8 protein-coding genes and 1 pseudogene are annotated in these 18357 nt (G+C 65.5%); 5 read left to right on the top strand and 4 right to left on the bottom strand.

The genetic code is table 11. The annotated features are described in order from the left end of the window. Positions 1–127: 127 nt before the first annotated feature. Both A5788_RS06060 and A5788_RS06065 read right to left on the bottom strand, forming a co-directional pair. On the bottom strand, positions 128–3439 hold the full coding sequence (locus A5788_RS06060) for a GH92 family glycosyl hydrolase (protein ID WP_064869732.1): 3312 nt from the start codon (positions 3437–3439) through the stop codon (positions 128–130). A gap of 90 nt (positions 3440–3529) precedes the next feature. Next, positions 3530–5155, bottom strand: coding sequence for a hypothetical protein (locus A5788_RS06065; RefSeq protein ID WP_231894177.1), 1626 nt, complete (start codon positions 5153–5155; stop codon positions 3530–3532). Between the two features lie 420 nt (positions 5156–5575). On the opposite strand from A5788_RS06065, the gene A5788_RS06070 reads away from it, so the two are divergent. Both A5788_RS06070 and A5788_RS06075 read left to right on the top strand, forming a co-directional pair. Further along, entirely contained in the window at positions 5576–7102 is a 1527-nt protein-coding gene (locus A5788_RS06070) for a DUF7782 domain-containing protein (RefSeq protein WP_064869736.1), read from the top strand. 183 nt (positions 7103–7285) lie between these two features. Next, positions 7286–8434, top strand: coding sequence for an acid phosphatase (locus A5788_RS06075; RefSeq protein ID WP_064869738.1), 1149 nt, complete (start codon positions 7286–7288; stop codon positions 8432–8434). A gap of 145 nt (positions 8435–8579) precedes the next feature. On the opposite strand, the pseudogene opgC reads toward A5788_RS06075, so the two are convergent. After that, positions 8580–9739: pseudogene (gene opgC, locus A5788_RS06080) on the bottom strand (OpgC domain-containing protein). A gap of 82 nt (positions 9740–9821) precedes the next feature. Beyond that, a complete protein-coding gene (locus A5788_RS06085; RefSeq protein ID WP_064869908.1) occupies positions 9822–11609 on the bottom strand; it encodes an AMP-dependent synthetase/ligase in 1788 nt (595 codons plus the stop codon). 230 nt (positions 11610–11839) lie between these two features. Here A5788_RS06085 and A5788_RS06090 point away from each other — a divergent pair, with 230 nt between their 5' ends. The 3 genes from A5788_RS06090 (at position 11840) to A5788_RS06100 (ending at position 18351) form a co-directional block, all read left to right on the top strand. Continuing rightward, the gene (locus A5788_RS06090; protein WP_064869740.1) at positions 11840–13597 is read left to right on the top strand and encodes a DEAD/DEAH box helicase; all 1758 of its coding nucleotides are present in this window, start codon (positions 11840–11842) and stop codon (positions 13595–13597) included. A gap of 168 nt (positions 13598–13765) precedes the next feature. Further along, positions 13766–14098, top strand: coding sequence for a rhodanese-like domain-containing protein (locus A5788_RS06095; protein ID WP_049700903.1), 333 nt, complete (start codon positions 13766–13768; stop codon positions 14096–14098). Between the two features lie 95 nt (positions 14099–14193). Continuing rightward, positions 14194–18351 (top strand): AAA domain-containing protein, encoded by a 4158-nt coding sequence (locus A5788_RS06100; RefSeq protein WP_064869742.1) that lies wholly within the window; start codon positions 14194–14196, stop codon positions 18349–18351. Positions 18352–18357 lie beyond the last annotated feature (6 nt).

An 18357-nucleotide genomic window follows, 5' to 3' on the forward strand; every position in this document is an offset into this window, starting at 1 on the left:
CATGCCCGCCACCCAGGCCGAACGTGCTCAACACTTTTCACCACACCGCAAAAGCCGATCGGTGGATCGAGGCTAAGTGCGGAGTGTGTAAGAGCGCTCAGGATCGAGCGGTCTTCGTTACCCGCGGCTAGTTGATCAAGACTTCAGGAGTCGCATCGCCGCTGGTAAGCCGCAAGAACTCCAACTGGGCAAGCTCGGCGTCGTCGAGTGTCCGCAGTCGGATCTCCGACGTCGTGCTCGCTGTCGGCAGCGCGAAGATGCGGGTCTGCCGGTCCCAGCGGAACGAAGCCCTCCGGTCGTCGACGCGGATCCACGTGCCGGCGTCGTCGAGAACCTCGATCAGCCACCCCAGCTCGCCCGCCGAGTGCGGGGTGACGGTGTAGTGGTCGACGAGGGTCGGGGCGTCGAATGCCCAGCCGACCGCGTGGCCAGCCGGCAGGAGTAGAGGCGTCGTCGACGAATCGTCGTCGAAGACGGCGGTTGAGTCTGCTGGACCGCGGGCGCACGTCGGAGCGGCCTGCGGGCTCGTCAGGTCGCGGGGTGGTTGGGGAGCCGCGCCCTCTGGGGTTGTCGACGCCGGAACCGTCCCCGCGGCCCACGTCGTGGGCGCCGGGCCGAGCGCGATGGTGATGTGTGCACCCCGCATCAGTCGTTCCCGAGACACGGTGATGTGACTCCACGGCTGCCCGTCGATGGTCACCGACTCGATGTAGCGATTCGTCGACGACGCCGCGGGAGCGTCGACGGTGAGTGTGGCGCCGTTGTCCAACGTCCACCTGATCCAGGGGAACGTCGGCGCGGTGATCACGTATTCGCCCGAGCCGATCGACAGCGGATAGAGCCCCGTGACCGCCCAGAGGTACCACGCCGACATCTCGCCGTTGTCCTCGTCGCCCGGATATCCCTGCCCGATCTCCGATCCGAGAAACAGTCGCTGCGTGGCATCGCGAATCAGCGCCTGCGTCTTCGCGTGGGCGAAGCTGCCCGGCGTGGACGCGTGGGCGTACATGAACGGAATGTGGTGTGCGGGTTGGTTGGAGAGTGCGAGCATGCCCATGCGGGTGTCGCGAGCCTCTCGCATCTCGTGGATCACAACGGGATACGACCCGCGCATGTCGGCGCTGCCGGTCTCGGGAGTCGCGCAGAACTCGTCGAGCTTCTTCTCGAGTGCGGCTCGTCCTCCGTGCAGCGTCGCAAGTCCCTCGCCGTCGTGGGGTGCGGTGAATGCTGTTCCCCAGGCGTTGGTTTCGGTGTAGTCGATGCCCCATCTACGCGGGTCGAAGTCGCGGAGCGGGCGGAAGTCCCCACTGCGATCTCGCCCCCGGAAGAAGCCGGTCTCGGCGTCGAAGACGGTGGCGTACGACGCGGCTCGTGCGTCGAACCACAGCGCGTTGGTGCGGAACTCCTCACTCCGAGGATGAGATGGGAAGCGTTGTGCGAGTATGCGTGAGAAGGTTGCTATGGCTGCGTCGTTGATCGCGGCGTCGACCGTCCAGCTCATTCCCTCGGCCGTGTCGGTGTCGGTGAATCCCTGGAACAGTGAGCGCGACATACCCTTTCGGCCCACGCGGGGATTCGACGACGGGGTGGTCGCGTTGCGTAGGCAGGCGTCGTAGGCATTCTCTAGATCGAGTCCCGGCAGGTCGGCGAGCGCGGCGTCGGCGAATACCGCGTCGCTGCTCGTGCCGGTCATGATGTCGGCGGGCCCCGGCGCCGACCATCTGCTCGTCCAACCACTCCGTCGAAAGTGTTCGACGAAGCCGTCAACCAATTCGCCTGTCTCCGTTGGCCACACGAGGGTACGTAGTGGCCAGCTCGCACGATAGGAGTCCCAGAAGCCGTCGGTCACGCTGAGCTTGCCGTCGACAACGGGACGCGCCGTCCGCGTCGGTGCGTCGTCGACGGGCGGAACGAACGGGTCTGCATATGCCCACCGCGGACGCTCGGGGGTCCCGACGTTCTCATGGGCGATGGTGGGGTAGAGGTGAACTCGATGGAGACTGGAATATGCGGTGACGAGCTGGTCATCGCTCGCACCACGGATGTCGAGCCGACCGAGGACAGCGTCCCAAGCGGCGCGGCTTCGTGACCAGATCGCATCGAAACCGCCTCCCGCAAGCCAGATGTCGTAGTCGAGGTTGCGGGCTGCCTGATCGACACCGATGAACGACGTCCCGATGGCGAGCACCGCGCTTCGACGCTGCGCGACGTCGAGCGTGACCGCTCCGAGCACCGCGCTGCGTTCGTGGCGACCGGGTGCGTGGCGTGTTGCCGTGACGGGAACATCGACGCGTGCGGCGAAGTACATGCGTGGCACATCGACCAAACCGCCTGGGCCATCGACGAATCCGGTGATCACACCCCGTGAGGCGTCGGACAACACCAGCGATCCGCGCCCGTCGAGCTGATCGAAGATCAGTGACCCGACGTCGGAGGGAAAGCCAATCCGCAGCCACACCGACCAGGTGCCCGCGGTGAGTTCGGCGTCGACACCGCCGGCGGCAGAGCCGCCGCCGAGCGGCACGGCGTAGCGGTCCGGACGATCAGATTCGTGGTGGTGTGAGAACTCGAGCGCACGTTCGCCGCGATCGAGCGAGGGCTGGGAAAGTGCACTGGGAAAGAATTGGAGCACACCACGATCACCCATCCAGGGACTCGGGATGTGCGAGGTCGCGAAAGCGTTGAGGTGCGAACGATTCTCGGCGTCGTTGGCCTCGTGGTACGAGTACGGCCACCCTCGATTGCCCGCGTCGGTCATCGGCAGACCGAACACCGATCCGTGTGGGGGAGCGACCAGCGGTGCGCAGTTGCCGCGTGAGAAGCGGTCGCTGGAGTGCGTTCCGCGTGTGGTGCGTACGTGGTGAATACGCTCCGGGGGAGGCGCGCTGCACGGACGCAGGCACATCTCGTCGACAAAGCCCCTGAGCCGACGTTGCTTGTGACTCTTGGTGATTCGCGGGGGTGGAGCCAACCGGAGCGCCACCCCGACGATCCTCAGCCCCGCGCATCCGGTGAGTCGCACTCGTTTCAGAGTCCATTGATCCACCGCGATAGTCCGAGAAAGGTACTGACTGCGCGGATCGAGTTCGACGCCGTGCTGGTCGAGCACCGTCCTCTCGGAGAGTGTGTGGCCGTCGTCGAAGTGGAGATCGAGGGCTGCTGCCGTCGCAGCGTACGAGTCCCGCACGTCGTGCTCGTCAGGGTCGAAGACAGCATGGATGGCGTAGGTCAGCTCGTCGTCTTCTCCGACGACGCGCCCGACGAGATCGCAGCCGTCGAGCCCGGCAACCACCTCGGATTCGAGGCGCACAGTGAGGTCGTAGACCCACGGTTGCAGCGACGTCAGACCGACCAGCGGCCGTGCGTTGACAGGATGCGACGGACCAGGGCCGCGCCGTAGCGAGGTGGTCGGATTCTGCCTGCGCGCACCGAACCGCACAAGCGTTACCCTACGTGCACGACCACCTGCGGTTGCTGTGAGTCACCAAACCCGAGACCGACAGCAACCGCCGCCAATTGCGTTCGGCTATCAGCCAGCAGCCGGAATCGTGAAGGGCAGGCCGGGCACCGGTGTGATGGCGGGCTTCTTCGATGTGGTCGACGGTGTCGCGGTGCGACGTCGATCCTCACCGGCGGGCACGCGCGCTGACGTGGTCGGTGCGGCGGGCGCGAGCGCCTTCTCGTCGGCCGCCTTCTCGGTGCGCACGCCGTCCTTGGCGTCGCGCAACTTCTTGTTCTGCTCGGCTCCGAGACCGGCTCCTGTGGTGTCGTCCTCGCGCAGGCACATCGACCGGATCACGTTGTGGTAGTTGACGAGTCCGTACGTGATGGCTGCCGAACCGGCCGCGTTGAGCAGGCGGACCGGGGTGATCGGAAGACCCGTGATACCTGCAGCCCCAAGGCCCGCAGATTCCACCAGTCCGCCTGCCGTGCTGAACAAGTACAGCGACAGGTAGAGCGAGTAATACGCGGCGGTCATTCCCTTGGTCACGGTGAGGTCTGCGAGCGGTACCGTCGCCGCGAGGTTGTCGCCCTGGCCGATGTTGTGTCCGAGGCCCAACGCGATATCGAGGGGTGCGCCGCCGACGTAAGGGATGATCGTGCCGATGTAGGACGCGATCGATTCGGCCGTGTTGAAGTCCGCGGGATCGGCGGGGATCAGGTTGTGCGGAATCGGGGTCGAGCGCATCGTCGAAAGAATGCGTTTGGTCTCGTTACGAATGTTGCGCTTCTGCGCCTCGGTGGTGACCATCGTCTGCGCGTAGTCAGAGGTGCGAGTCACGATGCGCGACAACGGAAGTGAACCGACCGGAGCGCACGTCTTGTTGTCTGCGAGTGCGAGTTGATCGGCGATGTCCTGCACGATGGCCGGGATCGGGATGTTGTAACGCACGGTCTCGCTGGGCCGACCGGCGTCGTCCTTCTGCTCCTTCGTGACCCGCGCGACGCACTGGTTGATCATCGAGCTGGCGATCGCCTGGTAGGTGTACTGGGCACCGAGCGCGCTGGCGGAGACGCCGATCTGCAGGATGCTCCTCCAGGTGATGAAATCCGAGAGTGCCGACAGCTGGGTTCCCTCAAACGGACTGCCCTGGATCGGCGCGATCTGCGACAGCACCCGCGCCGGGGCCACGACGGTCGTGAACAAATACAGCCATGCCGTCTCCACGGCCTGCATCAGCGTAATGCGGCTGACCGGGATCGCATCGTTCTGCTTTCCGTCGCGAACCTTCAAGAGCTGCACCACGATCCACTGGGAGATCGGGGTGCGGTACTTGGTGGCCGGGTCGTCGGAGTCGGCGCCGAGGGCCAGTGGGTTGTCGGAGATCGCCAGCGTCGACACGTTCATCTGGTCCATGTCGCGATGTGCCTGTGCACGTGCGGCGTAGGCGTTCTGCTTCAGCTGAGGCGGAAGTGACGGGAGGATCGACTCGAAGAGCGAGTCGTAGACCACTGCAAGGGAGGTGAATTCAGCACTGACACAACTGGTTTCCTTGCCCAGGTTCTCCTTGGGCGTTGCCAGCAGTGATCGCTTCGACTTGCCGATCCGGTCGAGTCGCTCGTCGTAGGTCTCGGCGGGACGCGTTGTCGGCTTCGTCTTGATCTGTGCCGCTTGCGTTGCGACCTGCTGCTGATGCGCGGCCTGCGTTGCCACCACGGCGGCTGTGCCATTACCGGTAGCGCCGGCGGCAAACACCGAACACAACGTCGTGACTGCGGTGACGCGGACGAGCCATTTCGTCCCGGTTCTCGATCGTCCTACTGCCGCTGGGTGGTCCCGACCCCCGCCACGCACCATGAAGCACTCTCTTCTCATGTGTCACCGAAATGGTGTCCGCCGCCTGCTCACTCATCCACCGACGGTGCTAGCACATCGGCTCATTTCGTGAGGTTAGCATAACCTTAATGAATCTCTAAGGTCACTATCAGGTCTCGGCTGACACTCGGAAGGCTAGGGCACTTTACGGACTGCGTACAGACTTCTCGGCGAATTGATGTGAGTGTCGTCTGCCACGGTGGGAGCTGTGTGGTCTGCTGGACATTGCCCCACGAAGTATTGAAAGGTCGGTGACGCATGTCTGACGCCACGCCTGGGCGCCTTCCTCTCCACGACGCGTCGGTCGTCGACTCGATTGGAGCGGATTTGGGTGCGGCGCAGTACAACTCCGACGGAGTCGCCGCGCTTCTCGGTGACGAGGCCAACGCAGCCCTCGGCGGGGGAGTGTGGTGGCCTGCGCTGCGAGCTACCTCGTCAGCGCCCACCGAACACCGACCTCTCGCGACGCTGATCCGACTCTTCCTCCTCGGCTCCGACGAGCCGCGTGAGGCCGCTGAGCAGGCGTTTGCGTCGACGCCGCTGGATGCGCTCGCAGCGAACGGCGTCGTCGAGTTCGTCGACGACGAGCGCGTGCGGGCTGTCCTCGACATCCGACCGCACGCCGACGACGTCCGCGACTACCTCGTCGTCTCTGACCAAGACGCCGCGATGCGCTCGGGTCCGGTTGGGCACGATCACGTGCTCGGTATCGGCGGAGCGTCGATCTCGTTGGCGCGGGCGATCATTCGTGATCCGCTCGAGTCGGCATTGGACCTCGGTACCGGGTGCGGAATCCAGGCGCTGCACCTCGGAACGCACGTCGACCGGATCGTTGCGACAGACACCAACCCCCGAGCGCTGGCGCTGGCCGCCGCGACCGCGCGCCTCAACGGAATGTTTTGGGATCTGCGCGAGGGCAGCTTGTTCGAGCCCGTCGGCGACGAGCGCTTCGACCTGATCGTCTCCAATCCGCCGTTCGTCGTCGGAGCAGGGTCGCAGGACTACGAGTATCGCGACTCCGGTATGGAGGGCGACGCTCTGTGTGCGCGCCTGATCCGCGAGTTGCCCGCGCACCTGAAACCCGGAGGCACGGCGCAGTTGCTCGCCAACTGGATCGTCTACGAGGACGCCGACTGGCGTGATCGAGTGGGCTCGTGGATCGCGGAGACGGGACTCGACGGGTGGGTCGTGCAGCGTGAACTGGCCGATCCCGTCGATTACATCTCGCTGTGGTTGTCCGACGCGGGCGAAGAACCCGAGCAGATCGCCGCGCGGGGATCGGCCTGGCTCGACTGGTTCGAGCGCGAGCGCATTTCGGGAATCGGCATGGGAGTCATCACACTTCGGGATCGTCGCGGCGGACCCGACGGCCCGCCCGACGTCGTGATCGAGGAGATCACCGGCGCTGGTGAGGAGGTGACCGGTCCCGAAGCGAAGGCATTCTTGGACCGTCGTGACTATCTGCGGACAACCTCCGACGACACGCTGCTGGCCGCTCGGCTGAAAACCGCTCCGGTGTTTCTCGACGCGCAGTCACTTCCGAGCGACGAGGGGTGGCAGGAGATCGGTGCATCGGTACGCCGTCCCGGCGGGCCCGGCGCCGTGCTCGGCGTCGACGACGTCTCACGGGCATTGCTGGCAGGTTGCCGAGGCCAGGTGCCGCTCGGTGCTCTGATCGAACTTCTCGCCGACTTCCACGACGTCGACGCCGACGCGCTCGCACAAGCAGCACTGCCCGTGGTGCGCGAGGCAATCGGTCGGGGCATTCTCTACGAGGTTCGCTGAGCAAGCACCCCCCAGCGCTTCCCAGCCCGACCGGATTGTCCGACCCCGATCTGATGGGACCGGTCTGGACACCAGACGTTCACCGCATCGTCGCCGTGGCGTTGACATGAGCTGGTCATCTGAGTGAGTTCGCGACCGGCCCCGACGTCCATGGGGCGAAACTGCCTCGGGGAGGAAACACCTATGCGTCGGTTCGGAAGTCGCAGATTACTCACGGCCGCAGTCGTTCCCGTCATTGCTGCCGTCGGCCTGCTGGTACCCACGACCGCCACAGCGGCTCCCGCAGCATGTGCCTTCGCCCCGACTGCCGTCTCGGCGTCGAGTGGCTTCACCGCGGGCGAGAAGTCGGCGCCGTTCGCGACTGCGAAGCCAGCGGATCACATCGCGACCCTTGACGCGTTCTCGTCGTTGTCCCCGGTGATCAAGCAGCAGAATCTTCTCGAGGCCATCGCGGTGAACAACTCCGCGAGTCCCAAGGCTTCGGCGTATGCGGTCGACGACAACTACGCGATCGAGGGACCCGCGATCTTCAACGCTCTCGGCTCGAAGCTCTCGCCCGCGTTCTTCGACGCGCTCAAGGCGGGACAGCTTCCGAAGACGAGTGAGTTGCTACTCGGCGAGAAGGCCTTGGTCGGCGAGCGCGTCGGCACGTCGAAGGAGAAGAAGTACTTCGACTACAAGCGGCCGTTCGAGGTCGCGCCCACTCTCATCCGTCACTACAGCGATGGTCGCCCAGACCTCTACGAATCGGTGCGCGGCAGCGGGTCGTACCCGTCGGGACATACCACCTGGGGCTACACGCAGGCGTTTCTGATCGCGACGATGCTGCCCGAGGTCGGGCCGCAGGTCCTCGCCCGCGGCGCCGAGTACGGCTATCACCGCATCGTGCTCGGGGTGCACTACCCGCTCGACGTCATCGGCGGACGCATGCTTGCCGAGAACATCACCGCCGAGGTCATCGCCGACCCGAGTTTCGGACGGCTGCTGGCGCAGGCGCGCACCGAACTGCGGTCGGTACTCGCCGCGCGAGTCGGTGCACCGATCAGCCGCATCGTCGGCTGCCAGCAGCCCTACGTGTCGACCGACGCCGCGCTGACCAGCTACCGGCAGCGCTCGACCTTCTCGTTCCTGCCGACCGGACCCGCTGCGCCGCTTCAGGTTCCGGCCGGTGCAGAAAACCTGATCCGGGCTGCTCACCCAGGATGGTCGACGCAGCAACTGCGGGACCTGTTGGCGCGCACGGCGTTGCCCGGCGGATACCCGCTCGACAAGACCGGAGCGCACGGCGGTTGGCAACGACTCGACATCGCGCGTGCATGGGCGGCTCGCTGAGGCGGGCTGCACGACGCAAATCGGTCTGATCGCAGCGCAGAAAACTACACCCCTGGGGTCCCTCGCATGTACCGATACGTGCGAGTGACCCCAGGGACGTCACTTTCTGCGCGGCGCGGCCCCGACAGTCAACGGCTTCGGGAACTCAACCGGGTACACCGCCGGCGACGGGCTCGCGTTCCGGGGCTTCAATAGTCCCGTCGACCGGGGTGGCGCGGCTGCGCGTCGCGTCGTAGGCGATCGCGGGGAGTCGATGGAGCTTGTCGATCTCGGCGGCGCGTCGAAGCTCCGCCCACGCCCAGCACGCGCCGAAGACGAGCAGCGTGACGGCAATCGACGTGGTCTCGTCCCAGGGCCGGTGAGCGATGTGGATCGGAACGATGATCAGCGCGATCGCCTGGATGACGTACGAATCGAGGCTGCGTGCCCCGGTCATCACGAGAGGTCGCAACCAGTCGTGATGCCATACGCGCAGCAGCGCGCGGAACACCCCGTACACCGCGGGTACGACGACCCAGGCGCCCAACGCCCGCGCCGGCGCAAAGCTGACCTTGTCGGCGACGAGGGGTTCGAGATCGGCCAACGGTCCGGTGTCGATCACGTAGTGGAAGACCAACCACACGCCGACGGCCACGAGAACAAACGCGGGTAGGTATCTGTCGATGAAACGGGCGCCCTGCCAACGTCGCCAGTTCCAGCCGATCACCAGCGCAGGCACGAACATGATCTGCCACGCCGCCCAGTTCTCCGTCCGCGGAGACGCCATAGACTGGGTCAGAAAGAACCAGTCCGGCGAGTGGACCTGCGAGAGCACGTAGAGCGCAATCGATGCGCACAACACCGCGACCCACCATCCACGCATCAACAGGGGGACACGACATACGCCGACGCCATCAACACCATGTACAGCAACAAGATGTTGCCCCCGCTGGGCAGGTAATTCATGCTCAGCGCGAGTCGTAGACCCTCGCCCCACCCGTCGATCGGGAGCAGGAGAGTCAGCCACCGATGCCCGGCCATCGCCGCGGCTACGGCGACGAGCGCAATCGTCAACTGACATACATATAGGACGACGATCCGTTTGGTGAGCCGCTGGTAGCCGAACCACAGGCCGTGGCGTTCTATCCAGCGCTGATACACCAGTCCGAGGACGAATCCCGACAGCAGGACGAACGCAGACATTCCGTCGACATAGGGAAACGAGTGTGTGGGTTCGGCGATGCGCATCCCCAGTGCGAAGTGCGCCGTGATCATCGACCAGATGGCGACGCCGCGTGTGGCGTCGATGGCGAGATCACGAGTCATGGTTACTCGAGCGTAGAAGACCGCACCCCGCGTAGCCGTGCAGGGCCACGCGGGGTGCGGTGAGAACTTTGCTAGCGAACGATCACGTGTAGAGGTCGGCGATCGCCTTCTGGTGGGCAGAGTGGATGATGTTGCGCTTGAGCTTCATCGTCGGCGTGAGCTCGCCCGAATCGATCGTGAAATCGGTGTCGAGGATGCTGAACTTCTTGATCGCCTCAGCCTTGGAAACCTTCGCATTCGCTGCGTCGACGGCCTCGGCGATCTCCGCCCGCAACTTGTCGTTGGTGGCGAGCTCGGTCAACGGGGTATCGGCAGCGAGCCCGTTGCGCTCGAGCCAACCGGGAACGGCCTCGACATCGATCGTGATCAATGCGGCGATGAACGGCTTGTTGTCGCCGACGACGAGGCACTGACTGATCATCGGATGCGCGCGGATCGAGTCCTCGAGCTGGGCGGGGGAGACGTTCTTGCCGCCGGCGGTGACGATCAGTTCCTTCTTGCGGCCGGTGATGAAGAGGAAGCCATCCTCGAGGTGTCCGACGTCGCCCGTGTGGAACCATCCGTCGCGAATCGCATCAGCGGTGGCGTCGGGGTTGTGCCAGTACTCGGTGAAGACCACCGGACCCTTGACGAGAACTTCGCCATCCTCGTCGGCAATCGCGATGGTCACCCCGGGGATCGGCCGTCCGACAGAACCCACGCGCTGGTGTTCTTCGCTGTTCGCGGTGATCGCCGCTGTGGTTTCCGACAGCCCATAGCCCTCGTAGACCGGCACGCCTGCGCCACGGAAGAAGTGCCCGAGGCGCGCCCCGAGAGGTGCTCCGCCGGAGATCGCGCCGTCGCAGTTGCCGCCCAATGCGGCACGCAGCTTCTTGTAGACCAGGGCGTCGAACACCGCGTGCTTGAGCTTCAGCGCGATGCCGGGCCCGCCCTTTTCCAGCGCCTCGCTGTACTCGATGGCGGTGTCGGCGGCCTTGTCGAAGATCGATCCCTTGCCGCCGTCGTATGCCTTCTGCTTGGCCGAGTTGTAGACCTTCTCGAACACGCGCGGGACCGACAGCACGTAGTTCGGCTTGAAGGTGGCGAGATGTTCGACGAGGTGCGGGATATCGCTCGTGTGCCCCACGATGACGCCACTCTCCAGGCTCGCGACGGCGATGACGCGAGCGAAGACGTGTGCCAGTGGGAGGAAGAGCAGCGTCGAATTGCCCTCTTCGAGACCCGATCCGACAGCCGAGCGGGTTGCGGCGCACTCGGCGAGGAAGTTCGCGTGGGTGAGGACCACGCCCTTGGGGCGCCCGGTGGTGCCCGAGGTGTAGATCAGCGTCGCTGCGTCGGACGACACCGTATTGGCGTGTCGCGCGTCGAGTTCTGCGTCGGGTACATCTTTGCCGCGGTTGGTCAGCTCGTTCACCGCGCCGTCGTCGATGACGAGGGTTTCGCGAAGCGCGGGCAGTCCGTCGGTCACCTCGCGGAACTTGTCGCGGTGGTTGGCGTCCTCGACGACAAGCGCGACGGTTCCGGAGTCCTCGAGGAGGTACTGGACCTGATCGGGTGCAGAGGTCTCGTAGATCGCGACCGTTGTCCCGCCCGCACGCCAGATGGCGTAGTCCAGGAGCGACCACTCGTACCGAGTGGACGAACAGATCGCGACGCGGTCGCCCGGTGCGATCCCGGACGCGACGAGACCTTTCGCGACGGCGTCGACCTCGTCGGCGAACTGCTTTGCGGTCACCGTGATCCACTGGCCGGACGACTGTCGCCGGAACAGTGGGAGTGTCGGGCGTTCGTCGCGATAACGGAGCAGAGTGTCGACCAGCGTGGCCTTGTCTTCGACGGTCAGATCCGACGGAGTGGCGTACTGCTGCATGTAGGTGGCCCCCTGGGACGTGTTATCCGGCATTTCGGACATAGACATTACGGACATAGTCGAGGTAGGGCGGGATGCCGCTCGCTTATGTTGCCACAGAGGGTAGCAGGGAAAGTGGCGTCCATCACATTGGGGTGTGATCGACTCCGGTCTTGACCATGCCGCACGTGAATGCCGCTTTTGGCCCGCCCGCGGATTACAGTTGAGTCGATGAACGGGACACGCAGACCATGACCGACAGCCCGACCGCAGATACACCGTCGATCACATTCGACGACCTCGACATCGACGAGCGCGTACGCAACGCCATCGCCGATGTCGGTTACGAGACCCCGTCGCCCATCCAGGCGGCCACGATTCCACCGCTCATGGAGGGCCGCGACGTCGTCGGGCTCGCCCAGACCGGTACCGGCAAGACCGCCGCGTTCGCGATTCCGATCCTCTCGCGGATCGACCCGCAGGTTCGACGCCCGCAGGCGCTGATCCTCGCGCCGACCCGTGAGCTCGCACTCCAGGTGGCCGAAGCGTTCGGCAAGTACTCGGCACACATGCCCGACGTGCGCGTCCTGCCGATCTACGGCGGACAGAGCTACGGCGTCCAGCTCGCCGGTCTCAAACGCGGCGCGCAGGTGATCGTCGGTACACCGGGACGCGTCATCGACCACCTCGACAAGGGCACGCTCGACATCTCCCAGCTCGACTTCCTCGTGCTCGACGAAGCCGACGAGATGCTGACGATGGGGTTCGCCGAGGACGTCGAACGCATTCTCGCCGAGACTCCCGACGACAAGCAGGTGGCGTTGTTCTCGGCGACAATGCCGAGCGCGATCAGACGCCTCGCGCAGCGGTACCTGCACGATGCGCAGGAGATCACGGTCAAGGCCAAGACCGCGACCGCTCAGAACATCACGCAGCGCTACCTGCAGGTTTCTCACCAGCGCAAACTCGACGCCCTGACGCGCTTCCTCGAGGTCGAGACGTTCGACGCGATGATCGTCTTCGTTCGCACGAAGTCGGCAACCGAAGAGCTGGCCGAGAAGCTTCGCTCGCGGGGGTTCTCCGCGGTCGCGATCAACGGCGACATGGTGCAGGCCCAGCGCGAGCGGACGATCAACCAGCTCAAAGCCGGTGGCATCGACATTCTCGTCGCCACCGACGTGGCTGCCCGCGGACTCGACGTCGACCGGATCTCGCATGTGGTCAACTACGACATCCCGCACGACACCGAGTCGTACGTGCACCGCATCGGACGCACCGGGCGTGCCGGACGGTCGGGTAACGCTCTGCTGTTCGTCTCGCCGCGGGAGCGCCATCTGCTGCGCGCGATCGAGCGCGCAACACGTCAGCCGCTGACCGAGATCGATCTGCCATCTGTCGACGACGTCAACGCTCAGCGCGTCGCACGTTTCGCCGACTCCATCACCGAGAATCTCGCGTCGGAGAATCTCGACATGTTCCGACAGCTGATCGAGAACTACGCCCGCGACAACGACGTGGCGATGGCCGACATCGCGGCGGCGCTGGCGCTCGAGACTCGCGACGGTGGATTCCTGATGGCGCCCGACCCGCCGAAGGGCGAGCGTCCCGAGCGTCGGGAACGTGCGCCGCGGTCGGGTGGCGGCAACTTCGCCGCCTATCGGATCGCTGTCGGACGCAAACACAAGGTGTCTCCGGGCGCGATTGTGGGCGCGATCGCCAACGAGGGCGGACTGACCCGGGGTGATTTCGGCAACATCAGCATCCGCGACGACTTCTCGATAGTCGAGCTTCCTGAAGATCTCGACAGGGAGACATTGGAGCGCCTGCGGCACACGCGGATCGGCAAGAACCCGATCGACATCCGACGCGACCAGGGCCCGCCTCGCGCACGTGGCGGCAAACGTAATGGTCAGGGCGGTGGCAGCTTCAACCGCGACCGTCACGGCAAACGCGGTGACAGTTGGGGCAAGCGCGGCAACCCGCGCGTCGCCGGTCGTGGTCGGGGCTGACGGAATCGGGTAGCTGGTTCGCCCGTCCTCGCGCCGGCTTCGATCCTGTGACCAGGCTGTTGGTGCGAAGGTGGACAGATCGATATCTTTCCGTAACCTTTTGGGGGGAGAGCGGTACACCGACTCCCGACAAGCAAGTAGAAGTTCGAGTTCAGGAGTGAGTCACCAGTGTCAGTGGTGAGTGCGATTACCGCAGCAGAAGCCATCGATCACGTCGAGCACGGCGACGCAGTCGTCGTCGACGCCCGCCCGCAGGTCGTCCGTCATCAGGGCAGTGTCCCCGGCGCAGTCGTCGTCGACCCGAATGAGGTCACAACCCGACTCGCGCCCACGCCGACCGGTTCGTTCCCGCTGGTCAGCAACCGCGACACCGAGATCGCCGTCGTGTCGGTGCGTTCGCAGGCACCGCGCATCGCAGAGCAGATCGCCGACCTCGGATACACCAACGTGCACTACGTCGATGGCGGTTTCCCCGCCATTCGAGGCACCTCGGGCCGCTGAGCTGCACCGCCACAGTGCTCGTCGACACGACTGGCCCTCCGCGGCCTTGGTAGCGTTGATGAACTCTGGTATCGCGGCGGGAAGGCAGCAAGCGCATGATCAACGACACTCCTGATGAGCGTCGGGATCAGGTGTCGAGGCTGATCGGCTTTCTCCGTGGCCTGGTTCGGTCACGATCGGTCTCGGTCAGCACAGTCGATTCCCACCCCGCTGTCGTGTGGGTCGGCAGATCGACGCCCGTGCCCGTCCGCACCGGAGCTGCGCCGGGCCAGACCGTCGTCGAAGTATCTCCGGACGACGACGCGTATCCACAACTGTCGACGATTCTCGACGACCTCATCGCCGATCCCGAATCGCTCGAGATCGTCCTCGCCAACGGGCTGGTCACCGTCGTCGACCCGGAGAACGACGGTGAGCCGCTTGTTCGTGAACACCTGCTGACGCAGGACGTCGTCGCAGAACGCGACACCGATTCCGGGACCATCCGGATCTCGCTCGGTTCCGCGGGCGTGCCGATGATCCACGACACGCACCTGCTCGCCTCGATCGACGGCATAGACCTGTCGGACGCGGTCAAGCAGCGGGGCCGTGTAGCAGGCCTCACGAATGTCGCGAATTCTGCTGCGGGACAACTGATTTCCGCGTGGCGCGACAAAGTGGTCGTCGACGAAGATCACGTGTCGTTGACCATCGACCTCGCGCCGGCCATCGTTCTACGCAACCGCGGAACGGGGTCGGCGTTGCGCTTTTACGACGCGATGCTGGCGGCACTGCGCGAGCCGGGCACCGAGGTGCCGATCGGTCTGTCGCAATTGGTCGCGCCCATCGAGGCAGCGGATCGGCTGGCGGCGCTCAGCGGGCAGGGAGCAACACCCGCTACTGAGCTCGTCGCAGACGCTATGTTCCCGCTCGCGTCCAATGTCGAACAACGTGACGTGCTGGCCCAACTCGGGGTCGACAGTGGGGTTGTCGTCGAGGGGCCACCCGGTACCGGCAAGACCCAGACCATCGCGAACGTCCTCTCGGCACTTCTCGCGAAGGGCCAGCGCGTTCTGGTGACCAGCGAGAAGGTCAACGCGCTGCAGGTGCTGCGTGACATCCTTCCGCCGGAGCTACGCGAGTTGACCGTCTCGCTCGCCGACGTCAGCACCGACAGCTACGACGCCGTGGTCTCGGGCGTCGAGGCGATCGCCGACCGCAAGTCGAGTTTCTCCAGCGGTGTCGCCGACGCCGAGATCGACGACCTCGCCTACCGCCGCGCGCAGGCGATCGACCGGCGCGAGCGAGCGTTGCGCGGTCTGTGGGATCTGCGCTCGTCGGAGACCGAGGTGCACGAGTGGGTTGCGGGCGACTATCGCGGCACCGCGGCGTCGATCGTTCGCGCATGCAACGCCGACGCCGAGCGGTTCGACTGGCTTCCCGGGCCACTCGAAGGGGCGTTGCCGCCACTGGACAGCGGCGAATTCACCCGCCTACTCGAACTGCTTCGTCGTGTCGGCGCCGACTCCGGGCGCCTCGCCCAGCGACTGCCAGACCTCGACGACTACCTGCCCGACACGATGACGATGGACGCGATCTGCGAACGGATCGGACAGCGGCCCGCGGAGCCGATGGTCGGCAGCGGATCGTTGATGTCAATCCTGTCGGACGTGGCAAGCGACCGGTTGCTGCGCATCAAGGGGATCTGCGATCACCTCGCGGTAGCCTCCGGAGAGGTCGCGACGTTCCCGCCGCTGATCGTCGACATGGCCGACAGGCTCCTCGCCGGGCAGGAAGCGCACCTGTGGTCGCGCGTCACGGCTCTCTCGTCGGTCATCGCCGACGCCGCGCAGCGTGACCGGGCGATCGGCGCGCACGTCGTCGTCGTCGAGAATGCAAGGCCCGGTGACGGCGAACGGTTCGCGGCCGCTGCCACCTATCTACGTGAGGGTGGACGCTGGCGCGGCCGCCTGCTGCGGTCGGAACAGCAACGGGCAGTGGAGGATTCGGGCGTCATAGCCAGTGTCGACGGTCGTCCGGCCACCGATGCCGAAAGCTTGGAGCTCGTCGCTGATCACCTCGCGGTCCTCGACGCCGTGAGTCAGGTACATCGTGTGCTCGCGGATCTGCATGTCCCCGTCGACACCGCCGGTTCGCGATCAAAGCAGCTCAGCCAACTCGTGCGGCTCGACACGCAACTCGCCTGGGTATCGGATCTGCTGTCTGCACGCGACCAGCTGATTCGCGAGCTCGAGTACATCAGCCCCGGCGGTCCTCGCCCGCGCAGCGTCGCGGAGGTGTCGGAGGTTGCCCACCAGGGTGCGTTCATCGCTGCCGCCAACGACGCGAACCTCGCCGAGCAGGAACTGGCCGACCACGCCTATCGGTTGTCGACGGAAGTCGAGAGGGGACCGTCGCCTGAAGGTGATGCGCTTGTCGCCGCACTGGCCAACGCCGACGCGGAGGCGATCAGGTCGGCGCGACGCGCCTTCACCACGGCGCGTGATGAATTGAACGACCAAGCCGCGCTCGACCTGCTCGCGCTGCGGTTGCGCGGCAAGGCACCGGAGTTCTACGCGGCGCTGGCCGCAACTCCCGACGATCCCGCGTGGGACGCGCGCCTGCGTGACGTGGTCGGCGCCTGGGAGTGGCGTCGGGCACGGACCTGGGTCGCCGAACGCAGCGACCCCGACGCCGAGGCGCGCCTGGCTTCTGCGCTCGACGACGCCGATGCCGACATCGCACAGTTGACCACCAAGCTCGCCGCCGCACGCGCGTGGCGGGCATGTCTCGCGCGCACCACGGTCGCCCAGGTGCAGGCGTTGCAGTCCTACCGCGACCACATGATCAATCTGGGCAAGGGATCGGGCAAGCACGCCAACCGCTTCCGGACTGCTGCGCGCGAGGCGATGGAGCAGGCACAGTCGGCGGTTCCCGCGTGGATCATGTCGACCAGCCAGGTCGCCGACATGCTTCCGCCCGAACCGAATTCGTTCGACGTCGTGATCGTCGACGAGGCGAGCCAGGCCGACATCACCAGTTCCTTCCTGCTGTGGCTCGCGCCCCGTGTCATCGTCGTCGGCGACGACAAGCAGTGTGCTCCACGCGGACTCGCCGGGACCTCGCTCGACGACGCGTTCGCACGACTCGACGCCGAGCTTCCCGATCTGCCGCACTATCTCCGGGATGGTCTGACTCCGCGATCGAGCCTGTTCTCGTTGCTGCGCAGTCGATTCGGTCACCTCATCCGGTTGCGTGAGCATTTCCGTTCGATGCCGGAGATCATCGAGTACTCTTCGCGACAGTTCTACGGCGGGTCGCCACTCGTTCCGGTCCGACAGTTCGGTGCCGATCGGCTCGATCCCCTGCGGACCGTGCGTGTCGACGGTGCGGCAACCGGTCAGGGGCAATCGTTGGTGAACGAAGGGGAGGCCGCCGCGATCGTTGCGACGCTCCTCGATTGCCTCGCCGACCCCGCCTATGCCGAGCTCGATTTCGGCATCATCGCTCTGCAGGGAACCAAGCAGGTCGACGAGATCACACGTCTCCTACGCGAGGCTGTCGACGAGGAGACCTGGCGTGCACGCCGTATCCGGGTCGGGACGCCGCCCGACTTCCAGGGCGACGAACGACACGTGATGTTCCTGTCCATGGTGGTCTCCGACCCGACGTCACTGAGTGCTCTCACCCGCGCAGAATCGCAGCGTCGAATCAACGTCGCCGCATCGCGCGCGATGGATCAGATGTGGCTGTTCCACTCGGTCGGACTCGACGATCTGCGTCCCAATGACCTGCGCTACTCACTGCTCGGCTACATGCAGGCAAACCAGGGACCGACCATCGCGCCGATGCCGTCCGACGTCCCCGACGACGAGCGCGTCGAACCTTTCGACAGCCTCTTCGAGCAGCGTGTGTTCAATCGCCTCGCGGCACTCGGGTATCACGTGACGCCGAAAGTCCTTGTCAACAATCGGGTCATCGATCTCGTGGTCACGGGTTCGGAGGGCCGGATGGCCGTCGAATGCGACGGAGACGAGTTCACTTCGACCGGCGCCCAAGCGCGGTCGGACATGGAGCGTGAGCGTGAGTTGCGCCGCTGCGGTTGGGAATTCGCGCGAGTGCGCGAATCGGAGTTCGAGCTAGACCCCGACACCGCTCTCGCTGCGGTGATCCGGCTTCTCGACCGTCGTGGCGTCAAGCCGGGTTCGGTGTCGGCGACGGCCTCGCGTGAGGTCGCCGCGTGGGAGCCGATCGACCTGACCGGAGCGGAGTAGCAGCCC

Source organism: Gordonia sp. 852002-50816_SCH5313054-c, assembly GCF_001665925.1.
GTDB lineage: Bacteria > Actinomycetota > Actinomycetes > Mycobacteriales > Mycobacteriaceae > Gordonia > Gordonia jacobaea.

Coding starts and splice junctions, on each gene's coding strand:
- A5788_RS06070 (WP_064869736.1), top strand. CDS start 5,576: ATGTCTGACGCCACGCCTGGGCGCCTTCCTCTCCACGACGCGTCGGTC.
- A5788_RS06075 (WP_064869738.1), top strand. CDS start 7,286: ATGCGTCGGTTCGGAAGTCGCAGATTACTCACGGCCGCAGTCGTTCCC.
- A5788_RS06085 (WP_064869908.1), bottom strand. CDS start 11,609: ATGCAGCAGTACGCCACTCCGTCGGATCTGACCGTCGAAGACAAGGCC.
- A5788_RS06090 (WP_064869740.1), top strand. CDS start 11,840: ATGACCGACAGCCCGACCGCAGATACACCGTCGATCACATTCGACGAC.
- A5788_RS06100 (WP_064869742.1), top strand. CDS start 14,194: ATGATCAACGACACTCCTGATGAGCGTCGGGATCAGGTGTCGAGGCTG.